Source organism: uncultured Methanobrevibacter sp. (assembly GCF_902788255.1).
GTDB lineage: Archaea > Methanobacteriota > Methanobacteria > Methanobacteriales > Methanobacteriaceae > Methanocatella.
In genome coordinates this window covers 1-13,438 of sequence record NZ_CADAJR010000011.1, presented here as the reverse complement: position 1 = coordinate 13,438, position 13,438 = coordinate 1, and the positions used below count along the sequence as shown (strand labels likewise).

The 13,438-nt window shown below is 36.5% G+C and carries 13 protein-coding genes; 9 read left to right on the top strand and 4 right to left on the bottom strand.

Annotation, left to right across the window (positions count from 1 at the left end; all coding sequences use genetic code 11):
- Window positions 1-77 precede the first annotated feature (77 nt).
- A complete protein-coding gene (gene hcp / locus QZV03_RS03875) occupies window positions 78-1,385 on the top strand; it encodes a hydroxylamine reductase (RefSeq protein WP_296874394.1) in 1,308 nt (435 codons plus the stop codon).
- Window positions 1,386-1,388: 3 nt separating this feature from the next.
- The gene (locus QZV03_RS03870) at window positions 1,389-1,718 is read left to right on the top strand and encodes a cupin domain-containing protein (protein WP_296874393.1); all 330 of its coding nucleotides are present in this window, start codon (window positions 1,389-1,391) and stop codon (window positions 1,716-1,718) included.
- A gap of 31 nt (window positions 1,719-1,749) precedes the next feature.
- Here the strand turns inward: QZV03_RS03870 and QZV03_RS03865 are convergent, their stop codons facing one another.
- The 3 genes from QZV03_RS03865 to QZV03_RS03855 are packed head-to-tail and all read right to left on the bottom strand — an operon-like array spanning window position 1,750 to window position 4,020.
- A complete protein-coding gene (locus tag QZV03_RS03865) occupies window positions 1,750-2,562 on the bottom strand; it encodes a class I SAM-dependent methyltransferase (protein WP_296874392.1) in 813 nt (270 codons plus the stop codon).
- 4 nt (window positions 2,563-2,566) lie between these two features.
- Complete coding sequence (locus QZV03_RS03860) at window positions 2,567-3,016, bottom strand: GNAT family N-acetyltransferase (protein ID WP_296874391.1); 450 nt, start codon at window positions 3,014-3,016, stop codon at window positions 2,567-2,569.
- Window positions 3,013-4,020 (bottom strand): aldo/keto reductase, encoded by a 1,008-nt coding sequence (locus tag QZV03_RS03855; protein WP_296874390.1) that lies wholly within the window; start codon window positions 4,018-4,020, stop codon window positions 3,013-3,015. Before QZV03_RS03855 ends, QZV03_RS03860 begins: the two co-directional genes overlap by 4 nt.
- Window positions 4,021-4,116: 96 nt before the next feature.
- Here QZV03_RS03855 and QZV03_RS03850 point away from each other — a divergent pair, with 96 nt between their 5' ends.
- Both QZV03_RS03850 and QZV03_RS03845 read left to right on the top strand, forming a co-directional pair.
- Complete coding sequence (locus QZV03_RS03850; RefSeq protein ID WP_296874389.1) at window positions 4,117-5,787, top strand: glutamate--tRNA ligase; 1,671 nt, start codon at window positions 4,117-4,119, stop codon at window positions 5,785-5,787.
- 8 nt (window positions 5,788-5,795) lie between these two features.
- Window positions 5,796-6,260 carry a hypothetical protein gene (locus QZV03_RS03845; RefSeq protein WP_296874388.1) on the top strand — a complete coding sequence of 155 codons (465 nt, stop codon included), beginning with the start codon at window positions 5,796-5,798 and terminating at the stop codon, window positions 6,258-6,260.
- 8 nt (window positions 6,261-6,268) lie between these two features.
- Here QZV03_RS03845 and QZV03_RS03840 read toward each other — a convergent pair whose 3' ends face one another.
- The gene (locus tag QZV03_RS03840) at window positions 6,269-7,735 is read right to left on the bottom strand and encodes a hypothetical protein (RefSeq protein WP_296874387.1); all 1,467 of its coding nucleotides are present in this window, start codon (window positions 7,733-7,735) and stop codon (window positions 6,269-6,271) included.
- Between the two features lie 279 nt (window positions 7,736-8,014).
- Here QZV03_RS03840 and QZV03_RS03835 point away from each other — a divergent pair, with 279 nt between their 5' ends.
- The 5 genes from QZV03_RS03835 to QZV03_RS03815 all read left to right on the top strand — a co-directional run bounded on the left by QZV03_RS03835 (window position 8,015) and on the right by QZV03_RS03815 (window position 12,427).
- Complete coding sequence (locus QZV03_RS03835; RefSeq protein WP_296874386.1) at window positions 8,015-9,250, top strand: LL-diaminopimelate aminotransferase; 1,236 nt, start codon at window positions 8,015-8,017, stop codon at window positions 9,248-9,250.
- Window positions 9,251-9,259: 9 nt separating this feature from the next.
- The gene (locus QZV03_RS03830; protein ID WP_296874385.1) at window positions 9,260-9,952 is read left to right on the top strand and encodes a DUF6882 domain-containing protein; all 693 of its coding nucleotides are present in this window, start codon (window positions 9,260-9,262) and stop codon (window positions 9,950-9,952) included.
- Window positions 9,953-9,956: 4 nt separating this feature from the next.
- Complete coding sequence (locus tag QZV03_RS03825) at window positions 9,957-10,553, top strand: DUF6891 domain-containing protein (protein ID WP_296874384.1); 597 nt, start codon at window positions 9,957-9,959, stop codon at window positions 10,551-10,553.
- Entirely contained in the window at window positions 10,550-11,143 is a 594-nt protein-coding gene (locus tag QZV03_RS03820; RefSeq protein ID WP_296874383.1) for a hypothetical protein, read from the top strand. The genes QZV03_RS03825 and QZV03_RS03820 overlap by 4 nt, the downstream gene beginning before the upstream one ends.
- Before the next feature lie 264 nt (window positions 11,144-11,407).
- The gene (locus QZV03_RS03815) at window positions 11,408-12,427 is read left to right on the top strand and encodes an adenylosuccinate synthetase (protein ID WP_296874382.1); all 1,020 of its coding nucleotides are present in this window, start codon (window positions 11,408-11,410) and stop codon (window positions 12,425-12,427) included.
- The last annotated feature ends 1,011 nt before the right edge of the window (window positions 12,428-13,438 follow it).

Genomic DNA, 13,438 nt, shown 5'->3' with positions numbered 1-13,438 from the left:
AACCCTTACAAAGTGACAAAATCTTTAAATACTCTTCAATGAAAACTATTATTAACAAATTAAATGAGGTAATTATTATGGCAGACGGATTAGATATGTTTTGTTATCAATGTTCACAAACCGCTAAAGGTACAGGATGTACTGTAAGTGGAGTTTGTGGTAAAAAACCAACAGTAGCAAGATTACAGGATAACTTAATCTTTACTATGAAAGGAATCAGTGCATACAATTATAATGCAAATGTTTTAGGAAAATACGACCCTGAAATCGATGCATTCTTGACCAAAGGTCTATACACCACCCTGACAAATGTCAACTTTGATGTAAATGATCTTGTGGCACTTGCTCTGGAAGCTGGTGAAAAAAGCGTAGCAGTAATGAGATTACTCAAAGATGCTCACATCGAAGCATACGGTGAACCAAGACCTGTTGAAGTAAAAGTCGGTGCACAGGAAGGACCAGCTATCATCGTAACAGGTCACGACCTTAAAGCATTGGAAGAACTCTTAAAACAGGTTGAAGGAACCGACATCAAAGTCTACACCCACTCAGAAATGTTACCTGCACACGGATACCCTGGACTCAACAAATACGAAAATCTTGCAGGACAATTAGGTGGAGCATGGCACGACCAAAGGACAGTCTTTAAAAAATACAATGCGGCAATCGTCGGAACCAGTAACTGTGTATTGCCAGCACTTGACGCATACAAAGAAAGAATGTTCACTATGGATGTAGCAAAACTTGAAGGAGTAAAAACCGTAGAAGACTATGACTTCTCAGAAGTAATTGAATGCGCAAAATCATTAGGCGGTCTTGAAGCAGAAGAACTGACCACAATCACTACCGGTTGGAGTGCAGGAGCTATTGTAGAACATGCTGATGCCATCAAAAAATTAGTCGAAGAAGGAAAAATCAGAAGATTCTTCGTAGTCGGAGGATGTGACAAAGCAGCTAAACACAATGACTACTACAGGGAATTCGTACAAAACCTCCCACAGGATACTGTAATATTGACATTAGCATGCGGTAAATATAAATTCAATGACCTCGACTTAGGTGACATCGAAGGAATCCCAAGACTTCTTGATGTAGGTCAATGTAACGATACAATCGTTGCGGTTGATGTGGCATTAGCATTATGTGACTTATTTGACATGGAATTAAACGAATTACCTTTAACTATCGTTCTTTCCTGGATGGAACAGAAAGCGGCAGCAGTTCTCTGGGCATTGTTGTACTTAGGAAAAACCGACATGTGGCTTGGACCTGTGCTTCCTGCATGGTGTAACGATGACATCATAAATGTTTTAGTCGAAAACTACAACTTGACTCCTACAACTGGAGACGCTATAGCTGACATTAAAACAATTATGGGAGAATAGATTATGAGCGGAGATATTAAAGCGAAAGCTTTAGATATCCAAACTTTAGTTGAATATCAGGATGATACTGTTGTAAGTCGTGAAGTAATCAAAAAGGAGCTTGGAACAGTAACATTCTTCGCATTTGATCAGGGTCAGGGACTCTCAGAACATTCCGCTCCCTTCGATGCGATGGTTCAAATAATTGATGGTGAAGCTGAAATTACAATTTCAGGTGTAAAAAACACTGTAAAGGCAGGTGAAATTATCATCATGCCGGCCAATGAACCTCATGCGCTTCAGGCGGTCAACAGTCCATACAAAATGATACTGACCATGATCAAGTCTGATTAAGATTATTGGGTGAATTTCACTCAATAATTTACTATTTTTTCCACCAGACCATGACCCAATCCGCCTTATCTTTAACGTTGTAAAGTTTTCCTGTTTTTGAATCCTTGGTAAGAATCCTTTCAAGGTAATCTTTCAATTTAATTTTTTCCTCATCTGAATATAGGTCAAGGCGGAACTTTCCGTTGTCCATTGCATCCTCTATGCTGTCATATTCACGGTAGTTGTTGAGGTCGAATCTCTCGACATTTGCATATATTCCTATATTGAAGAGTATATTGAAAAAGTAGTTGTAGTCGGGAAAATCCTCTGTTTTAATGCCAAGTTCCCTGTCAAAGTCCTTTTCTATTTTTTTGTTCTCTGGTCCGAATATGGTTATGAATACGTATTTGTTTGCAATTCTATTAAGCTCAGACAGGACATTTCCAATCGGCAGTATTCCATTGAGTGATCTTGAACAGACAACCACATCAACATCACCTATCTCATCGTAGCTAATTTCCTCAATTGGTTTTAGAATCGTTTCAATATTGTCGATATTATTGTCTGCAGCTCTTTTTTCTAAGTATTCAAGCATTTTAGGTGATGAATCAAGTCCAATTACCTTTTTTACTCTTTTGGCTATTGGTATGGTGACGCTACCTTCACCGCAGCCCACATCCAGTACAACATCATCCTCATCCAAAATCAACATGTCAAACAGTGCATCCTGATAGTCATCCTTACGGGTTCTTCTATAAAATCCCGGCGCTGCCTTATTCCAATCCTTATTCACTTTGCCTTCAAGCCTTTCGGCCCAAAAGCCTTCCCAGTCAACATCATTCGGGTTTTCAATTGTCTGTTTCATATTATCACCTAAACTCTTTTTTCATGCAGACCACAGTTTCATCGTCTCTAAACTGTCCGAATTTCTCTGTTCTAATGTAGTCCAGCTTTTCATATAATCTGATGGCGGGCAAATTGTTTTTTCCGGTCACGATATATGAATATTTGAATTTTTCGCCGATAACCTTTTTTTCTAACTCTCTGATAAGGTTATAGGCTATTCCTTTTTTCCTGTATTCCGGTTTTACATAAACCCTTTTGAATTCCACGCTACGCTCATCAAATCTTCTATAGCTTGCACATCCGACGGCATCGTTTGAATCAAGAATCAAAATTACCGTATGGGGTTTGTTGAACTCATTGTAGGCATCATATTTTCTAAGTTCATCTCCAATGCGCTCATAATAACCCTTGTCAAGCTCTTCAACAAGCCTGAGGAACCTTTCATCCTTTTCATCAGTTAGTAGTGTGTTCATATTACTGTTTTTCCGTACAGCACGTTTTTGTAGTCTTCGTAGTTTTCCTTTAAAAGCCTTGGAATCTCCAATTCGTATGGGCAGTTGTCCACACAGGCATAGCATTCAATGCAGTCCTCGGTTTTTTTCATAATCTGTTGGGTTTTCTCATCCAGATATGGCTCTGTTGGAAATCTTCTAATCCAGAGTGACATTCTTGCACACATGCTGATGTTTATGTCTTCCGGGCAAGGCATGCAGTATCCGCATCCACGGCAGAAGTCATCGCCAAGTTCACTTTTGTCCTTTTCAATAATGGCTTTTAAATCTCCGTCCAATTTTAAATCACCTGGATATGACATGAACTCTTCAAGCTCGCTCATGTGCTGGATTCCCCATATCGGCAACACATTATCAAACTGATTCATGAATGCATAGGCTGCCTTGGAGTTTTTAAGCAGTCCTCCTCCCATCGCTTTCATTGCAATAAATCCAACATCAAGGGATTTGCATTTTTCAACCAGTTTGAGTTCCTCTTCACCGCTCAGGTATGAGAACGGATATTGGAGTGTCTCATATAAACCGCTTTCAATCGCCTCGTGTGCAAAGGTGATTTTATGGGTGGTAATTCCTATATGCCTGATTAATCCTTCCTCTTTGGCTTCAGCCATTGCCTTGGCCAATTCATCACCCTCCTTTGGACAGAATGAAATGTTGTGATGCTGGTAAAGGTCAAGATAATCTGTTCTTAACTCTTTAAGTGCGGTTTCCAAATCATTCCAAAAGTCTTCAGGAGTTTCAGCCGCAGTTTTTGATGCCAGATAAATGTTTTCCCTCACGTCTTCAAATGCACGACCCAGTTTTTCCTCGCTGTCTGTGTAAAATCGTGCTGTGTCATAAAAATCAATTCCGGATTCATATGCCCTGTGCAATATTTCAATTGAATCTTCCATATTTCTTCTCTGGATTGGCAGAGCACCAAATCCGATTTTATTCACTTCAAGATTAGTTTTTCCAAGTCTCATTTTGACAGTCCCTATAATTCTTAATCTTTATATATATTTAACAAGATAAATAATATTGCTTATTTTTATAATGAATTTTTTAATTGTGATGATTGAATGAATGATTTAGAACAAATTATCTATAAACATGCTCTGCTCAATGCGGCTAAACATAAGGGATCTGCAAATCCCGGAGCCGTTATGGGTTCAATCATGTCAAATGAACCTGAACTCAGAAGCAAAGCCAAGGAAATAGGACCTATGTCCGGTAAGATTGTAGCTCAAGTCAATGCTTTAAGTCCTGAGGAACAGGCCAGTGAAATGGAAAAGCTAGGAATTGAAGTTCAACAAAAAAAGGCTAAGGTAAAGGAAACAGGTCTTCAGGAACTTCCTGGAACACATGAAAACATTGTATTGAGATTCGCTCCAAATCCAAGCGGACCGTTGCATATCGGACATTCCCGTGCCGCAGTGCCAAATGCGGAATACGTCAAAAGGCATGGCGGTAAGTTGATTTTAAGAATTGAAGATACTGACCCTAAAAGGGTATTTGAACCTGCCTACGAAATGATTCCGGAAGATCTGGAATGGCTGGGGGTAAAACCTGACGAAATTATTTACCAGTCAGACAGGTTTGAAATATATTATGATTATGCTCGCCAATTGATTGAAAAGGGTGCGGCTTACATGTGTACCTGTGACGGTGCGACATTCAAGGAACTTAAGGACAACTGCAAACCTTGTCCTTGCCGTGACAACAGTGTTGAGGAAAACCTTGCATTATGGGAAAAGTTCGACACCATGGAAGCTGGAGAAGCGGTTTTAAGAGTAAAAACCGACATCAATCACAAAAACCCTGCAATACGTGACTGGGTTGCAATGAGACTGGTTGATGAAACACATCCACGTCTGGGAAACAAATATAGAATCTATCCTATGATGAACTTCTCTGTTGCAGTCGATGACCATCTGATGGGAATGACTCATGTGCTCAGGGGAAAGGACCATCTTGCAAACTCCGAAAAGCAGAAATACCTTTATGACCATATGGGATGGAATCTTCCTGAATTCATCCACTACGGAAGACTTAAAATGGAAGATATCGCATTAAGTACCTCCAAGGCAAAAGAGGGTATTGAAAACGGAACATACTCTGGATGGGACGACCCTAGACTTGGAACATTAAGGGCAATTGCAAGAAGAGGAATCCAGGCCAAAACCATCTATGATTTAATCATCGAGATAGGTGTTAAGATGGCCGATTCCGCAATCAGCTGGAAAAAGATTTACGGTCAAAACCGTAATTTCCTCGAACCTATAGCAAACAGATACTTCTTCTGTGAAAACCCTAAGCTTATAACAGTCGAGGGTTACGCTGACGGTAAGGTTGATATTGAAAGGCCACTGCACGCAGACCATGAGGACAGGGGAAACCGTGTACTGCCGTTTGACGGTGAGGTCTATCTTGCCGAAAAGGACATCAATGACGGAATGTTCAGGCTTATGGATGCCGTCAATGTCGACATCAAAGGAGATGAGATAACATATCATTCCACTTCCTTTGAAGATGCAAGAGCGGTCAAGGCAAGAATCATCCAATGGGTGCCGGTTGAGGACAATGTCAATGTCAAGATCGTCATGGATGACGCTTCAGTTAAGACAGGTCTTGGAGAAGGTGCGCTCAAAGATCTTGAAGTCGGAGACATCGTTCAGTTCGAAAGGGTAGGATTTGCCCGTTTGGATGAAAAGACAGATGATGGGTTAATCTTCTACTATGCACACAAATAGGTGATAGGATGACAATGTTTACAAACGGTTATTCAACACTTATGATGCCTGAAGGCTTTGAGCCTGTTAACGTAAAAGAACAGTTCAATGAACTGCATCTGGTAAACACCAAAATACCGATGTCCATCAAATTCTCAACAGTTCCTACACCTGTGGGAATTGTTGACCTCATTGAGGGTTTAGAAGAGAACATAAAAAATAATGATAACCTCAATTTGATCTTTTCAGATTTTGTTCCTGTGGATGATGACATCTACTATTTGATTGAATCATCTTCCTCAAACGGTGAAAATGAGGTTAAACGTTATGAATTCTATCGTGAAAAGGATAACAATCTCTATATTTTTGAATTCGTATTTCCTTATGCGGATAGGGAACTGGATAATTTTTATTTAAACATCATCCGCTCTTTAAAAATCAGTGTACCGAAATATATTGTTGAAAATGGTGAATATAGGTTGAATAGTGAATGAAAAGATATTTAATATATCTTTTTCACATCACTTGCTTTAATTTTAATGTTTTTACCCCTATACCTTACAGCGATATCATCACCTCTAATTGCATATACTTGGCTTGAATAGGTTTCTCCATCGTGGGTATAGATGATTTCGTCTCCTTTTTTAAGAACAACTTCATTGTTGTTGAGATTAATTTTGATATTGGCTCTTGAAGGTTTTTCTTTGATTTCACCAACGTTAGGTTTTTCAACTTCTGGAGCGACTTTTGCCTGTCTGAATACGCGTCTGGTGTTTTCCTGCCTTAGTTTTTGGTTATGATAATCTTCATAGGAACCGTCATCAATGTCAATGTGGGTTTCGTTTATAATCGGTTCATATTCATCGTATTCGTTGACATTCCTGATGAATTCGTCCTGGACATTGTCTGCAGGAGGCACCTCTTCTGAAATGAATTTTTCTTTTACATCCTGGAATATTTTGGATTCTTTAATCTTGTTTTTAACTTTATCAAGGTCTTTTCTGTAATCCAAATCCATTGTGTCTTCTTCTTTATCGTTGTTGAATAGGTCAGCATCATCAATTGAAGCACCCATTTTGTAATCCTTGTTTTCACCTACTTTGCTTGGTGTTTTAAGGGCAGGTTCAGATATTTCTTCTGTTTTTTCCTGGCTTAATAGGGTGTCTGTGATATTTGATTCTTCTGAAATGCTTTCAACTTTTTCTTCTTCGCTTTCTTTGGAAGCGCTGCTGATAGCTTCATCAATATCTTTTTGTGAAGCGACTGAATCGGTTTCACTTTTAGGGGATTCCTCTTCTGATTTGATTACATCACTAATCTTTTCTTCACTGTCTTCTGCTATGACCTCTTCGATTAATGGTTCTGGAGTTTTATTTTTGATGCTTTCCTTGAGTTCATTCAATTCTTCATCGTCTTCAGGTTTGCTGATTTTTTGAGATTCTTTTTCCCTTTCACTATCTTTTCTTTTTGATTCTTTGATTAGTTCATCAATGGTAAATAAATCTTTTAATTCACTTGTATCTTTGTTATTTTGGCTCATAATATTCATCTGGCTTTGTTTAATTGGTTCTTGAAACTTTTTAACATTATTTTCATAATTAATAAGTACTTGATTTTGAGATTGGTATTCGTAATTTTTTGAGTTGTTGTCTTCAACTTCCGGAGAGATATAATCGTCATTACGGGTATCTGATCCGAGATGTTTTCTAAATAGGTTGTTGCTTGATTCCTGTTTTGGAACATTTGGGGATAAACTACGTGGGGTGTTTGTTGAAGATTGGTTTTCACTTCGAGTGGTAATAAGGTCTTTTCCCTTATTCAATGCCTCATTAATTCCTTCAGTACTTGGAAGTATTGATCCTTCTTCTGATTCTAGTTCTTTTCCTCTATAGTGTAGTTTAACGCCTATTATAGCTATTGCACCAATTATTACAATAGTTATCCAAATTAAAATTGTTACAAAATTCATATTTCCCAACCCTTATTTAGTATAATATTATTTATGGAATATTCATTAATTTAAATATTTTCATGAAGATTGAATTTTTGATTTATGCTCTGTTTTTTTAAAAAATTGTTTTGAAAATGCTTCAATCATTCATATTAAAGTGTTGGTTGATTTTTTACATCAGTTTTTAAATTTGATTGATGTTAAATTTTTAGATTTTTGGGGTTTTTTGTCCAATCATTCATTTTATATATTTCAAAAATCTAATATAAATTAGATTAATATTTATGAGGATTAATCATGGCTGTAAAAATTAATGAGAATTATCTGAAATTAAAAAGCAGTTACCTTTTTGTTGAGGTGGCTAGAAGAGAACAAGAATTCGTAAAAAATAATCCTGATGCTAATATAATTAAAATGGGTATTGGAGACGTTACCAAACCGTTAGTCCCTGCAGTAATTGAAGCTTTTAGAAATGCCGTTGATGAAATGGCTGATGGCGAAACATTCATGGGATATGGCCCTGAACAAGGTTACGGATTTTTGGCTGAAGCTATTATCAAAAACGATTACAACAAGTATGGAATTGACCTGGACACCTCTGAAGTTTTCATAAGCGACGGTGCAAAATGTGACACAGGTAACATCCAGGAAATTTTCGGAATAGACAACAAGATTGCAGTAACTGATCCTGTATACACAGTATATGTTGATACCAATGTAATGGCGGGCAGAACCGGCGAGATGGGTGATGACGGAATGTATGAAGGTTTAACCTACCTCAAATGCAATGCTGAAAACGGATTCATTCCTGAATTGCCTGACGAACCTGTGGACATAATCTACCTGTGTTATCCTAACAACCCTACAGGTACAACATTAACCAAAGATCAATTGAAAGTATTTGTTGATTATGCAAAAGAAAACAAGGCAATAATCTTGTTTGATGCTGCTTACGAAGTATTCATAAATGAGGAAAACGTACCTCACAGTATCTATGAAATTGAAGGTGCAAAAGAAGTTGCTATTGAATTCAAGAGTTTCTCAAAAACCGCAGGATTTACCGGAACCCGTTGCGCATACACAGTTGTTCCTAAAGAACTGATGGGATATGACAGTGAAGGCAATGAAGTGGAAATCAACCCATTGTGGAACAGAAGACAAACCACAAAGTTCAATGGTGCATCCTATCCTGTTCAAAGGGCTGCTGAAGCTACCTACTCTCCTGAAGGTCAAAAGCAAATCAGGGAAGTTGTTGACTATTACATGGAAAACGCCAAAATCATCCGTGAAAGCTTAACCGACCTCGGTCTTGAGGTATATGGTGGTGTAAGTTCCCCGTACATTTGGGTTAAAACTCCAAACGATATGGATTCCTGGGACTTCTTCGATATCTTATTGAATGAAGCAAACGTTGTCGGTACTCCAGGTTCAGGATTCGGTCCTAGCGGTGAAGGTTACTTAAGACTCACTGCATTCAATACTCTGGAAAATACCAAAGAGGCAATGGATAGAATTTCAAAATTAGAATTTTAGGTGTTATAATTGAAAACAATAGAGAAGCCAATAACTATTGAACCAGAAGATACATTTAAAGTAGTTTTATCAAAATATGGTGCTTTAGCTTTAGATAAACAAGAAAATTTATCCGAAATGATAGGTGAAACTGTTGGGGATTTGGATATTGAAAAAGGTGAAATCACCTTTGGAGATATCACTTTTCCTGTACAGATTTTAGGTTTTTTCATGGAAGATTCCAACCAATGGTCATGGGCATGGGATAATGAGGACATATTTGGAAAGGACTTGATAACCTCCGCATGTCAGCTAAAGGAAATCGGTGAAGAATTCGACATATCTGAATTTAAAACACCTCTGCTCAATGCAATCTATGACGACTGTCATGCTCTTGCAATGACTGCAGTTGGTATTTTGAATATGGATGCATATTATGCGGTTTCCGAAGAAGGTTTGGAAATTTTCGTGTTGATTAAATCCGATTCAATCAAAGAGAACAACTCCGTCATAAAATTTAGAAATACATTTTATACATTCCAGAAGAATTTCAGCATTTATCCAAGAATTGCATTTGAAGCCTACACCAAACTTAAAGGTTACGGTTACAAACCTCATGATGAGTTTGCCCTTGCAAAGATTGGTGAGGCACGTGTGATGGCCGGATTTACCGAAAGGGGAAATGTCACACGTATATTGATGTTCGGTGAAGATGAAGAGTGATAATATGGATTCTGATTTGGTCGAAGAAATCGAGTATATGATTGATTTGCTTTCCAAATCAGGTTTTTTCGATGTTGAGGAAATTGTGGAAATATTGGAGGATCAGTTTATCGAAGAGGAAATTGATTTTTCCAAATTCAATATTCCCTTGGCAGATTCATCCAATGATAACTTTTCCAAATTGGACAATGCATTTAAAAAACTTTCCTCAGAAGGTATCGTTTCCATCCACAATTGCGGCTATGATATCTCGGAAGGCGTGACCGATGCATTTGAATTGCGCGTTCATCTCCTGAACAATAAGTTCGACCCCAAGGGCTTTTGTTTTTATACCTTTGAGGATGTCGAGGATTCAATTTTCGACGAAAACCTGAAGATAACCTTTGGGGACTTTGAAAATGATGAGGGTGATGCATTGGAAATCGGTAAAATCGTTTCCAGATGTCTGAAGGATGAGAACTTTAATGTTGTCTGGGACGAGACAGTTAACAATCAAATTGAAATCAATCCCTTTAAATGGGATAAATCATACGATGATGAAAAAGAATATGAAATTGAAGGAGCATATGATGCTTTTGTAGCTAGTCAGGTGTCAGAATGAATATACGATCTTTAAAATTAATTCGTGATGTTTTAATCAATTCAGGTAAATGGACTGCCATAGAAATAGCTCATGATTCTATTTATATTGAATTTAAGGATGTTGAGATTGGAAACCCCAAATCAAATGAGGACATGTCACTGACAGTTCGTTTCGCTGAGGATTCCTTCTTTACTGTATTTTACAATAACATTTGGGATATTGAATTTTTGTCCAAATATAATTTTAAAAATCAGCTGCTTAGTGAGGATGTTTATTTTAAGGTTGAGGAAATCAGATTCATTGATTTTGAATATTTAAATACTTTTTTCCATGATTACAAAAGTGAAAAAACCGTTTCAAGCGTTGAAGATTTCAGTATTCACAATATTCGCAATGACTTTTTCATGATGGTTAAAACAAAAGAGCTTGCGTTTGTGGTGGGCGGAAATCGTATGGATTTCTTCACTCCTTTTGAAAGGCTCGATGATGCTTCATTAAGGGAACTTTCCAATGATTGGATGCTTTACTTTTTAAATTATCACTTGAAAAGAAATCTCATTAAGGACCCTATGTGCGAAAATCATCCGCTGATGTATACTAAAAAATAATTTAATCTACATTTATTGATATCTATTAAAAATATCGATTTAATAGATATTTCATTTAACTTTTTCTAATTAACTATTGGGATTGTCAGCTGTTTTTTTAATTTAATGCATGTCTGATAATTTTGCATATATTTCATTTTAGGTATTATACATTTTTTAGTATTATATAATTATCCAAAAGTTTTTTAAACATTTAATTATATAATATAACTGTTTGAAAATTTTACAAAATTTTCGATTATTGATATTTAAAGGAGTTATAAGATGACTTGTAGTATTTTAGTTGGAGGAGCATGGGGAGATGAAGGTAAAGGAAAATGTATCACTTACCTATGTGACAATGACAAACCGGACATTATTGCCCGTGCAGGTGTTGGACCGAATGCAGGACACTCTGTTGAGTTCAATGGGGAAAAGTACGGTTTAAGATTAACCCCATCAGGTTTTGTACATACCGGCGCTAAGCTCATGATCGGTGCAGGAGTGCTAGTAAATCCGGATGTATTATTTAATGAATTTGAAAAATTAAAGAAATATAACATTAAAGAAAGGATGTCTGTAGACCCTAGGTGTGCCATAATCTCACAGGATCACATGAACAGGGATAAGGCTTCAGAACATTTGGCCAAAAAGATAGGAAGTACCGGTTCAGGATGTGGACCAGCAAACTCTGACCGTGTATTGAGAACCATTGACCTTGCTAAGGATATTCCGGAACTTGAGGAATATATCACTGATGTATCCCTTGCATGTAATGAAGCGATTGATAACGGTGAAGAGGTATTTATTGAAGGATCACAAGGTTTTGCCCTTTCACTTTACTATGGAACATATCCGTTCGTTACAAGCAAAGACACCACAGCATCAACTTTTGCAGCGGATGTGGGTGTAGGACCAACTAAAGTAGATGAAGTCATCAATGTATTTAAATCTTATATTTCTCGTGTTGGAGAAGGACCTTTCCCAACCGAAATGAGTCAAGAGGAAGCTGAAAGCAAAGGCCTTGAGGAATACGGTGTCGTTACCGGAAGACGTAGAAGAATAGGCTACTTTGATATGGAACTTGCAAAGGAATCATGTAGAATCAACGGTGCAACCCAGATTGCATTGACATGTGTTGACAGACTGTTCGACTGTGCACGTGTACAGGATTACAGTGAGTTGTCTGCTGAAACCAAGGCTTTCATTGAAGATATACAAACAGAAACTGGAGTGCCAGTTACCATCATCTCAACAGGTCCTGATTTAAAGGACACTATTGACTTAAGAAAAGAATTATTATAGTTTCAAATTGTAAGCTCATTTCATTTATGAGCTTTATTTTTCTTATTTTTCTAGAAACAGTTTTTATCATTATTTATTTTAAAATTTAATGGTAATGGATGTTAATTTCATAATTTAAAATGCAAGTAGGTACTTGCATGCGAAAAACTTTATATGTGTCTAGTTTAATATATTTACTTGTACTTTGAAAGATGTGGATGTCTTTCAGGGAATAAATTTTTAAATCTTCATACGATACCCTTTTATTAATTCGGGGAGTTTGAAACTCCCTATTTTCACACCATTTTTTTAAATAATTATTTTTAAAAGTTATTTTTATATATTATGACTGTAAGTGAGTGTTTACACTCGATAACCTTTATATATCATGTAATTTATAGATTAATTTGTACTTTGAGAGTATTTATCTCTTTAAGTATGTATTATGCAAGTATAATATTTTTTTAAATTTCCATTTGAAAACACACGAGGGAGTTTTTTAACTCCCTTTTTTTTTAAATAGTGAGTGCTTGCTTTCGATAAGGTTTATATAGTCTTTGTTTCATATATTGTATTGTACTTTGAGAGATTTGATATCTTTTAAAGTGGTAAATTATTTTCTTAATATTTCTCCCTTTTTGAAAAAATGTTCGGGAGTTGTCTTAACTCCCCCTACTTTTCAGTATTTCTCTTTATGAGTATTTTTTTAATATAATAAATATGATTGAATTCTTGCTTTCGATTAGCTTTATATGGTGTTTGTTTCATATATTGTATTGTACTTTGTTTAGATTTAGATGTCTTGCAGGGTATTATGAATTATTATTTATCATAAATATGCAAGAATACAACTTCTGTAAAGTAGTGGATGAATTGCAAATTGGGTATTCTATTATTTTTTTAACTTTAAATAGTTATTTTTTTATAATAATCAGGCTCTTTCAAAAACTTGTGTGATTTTTTTCTTTTTCATTTTTTATGTTCCAATGATTTAGTTTTAGCATGAATCTTGTTAAAAGTCCTTGTTCTATT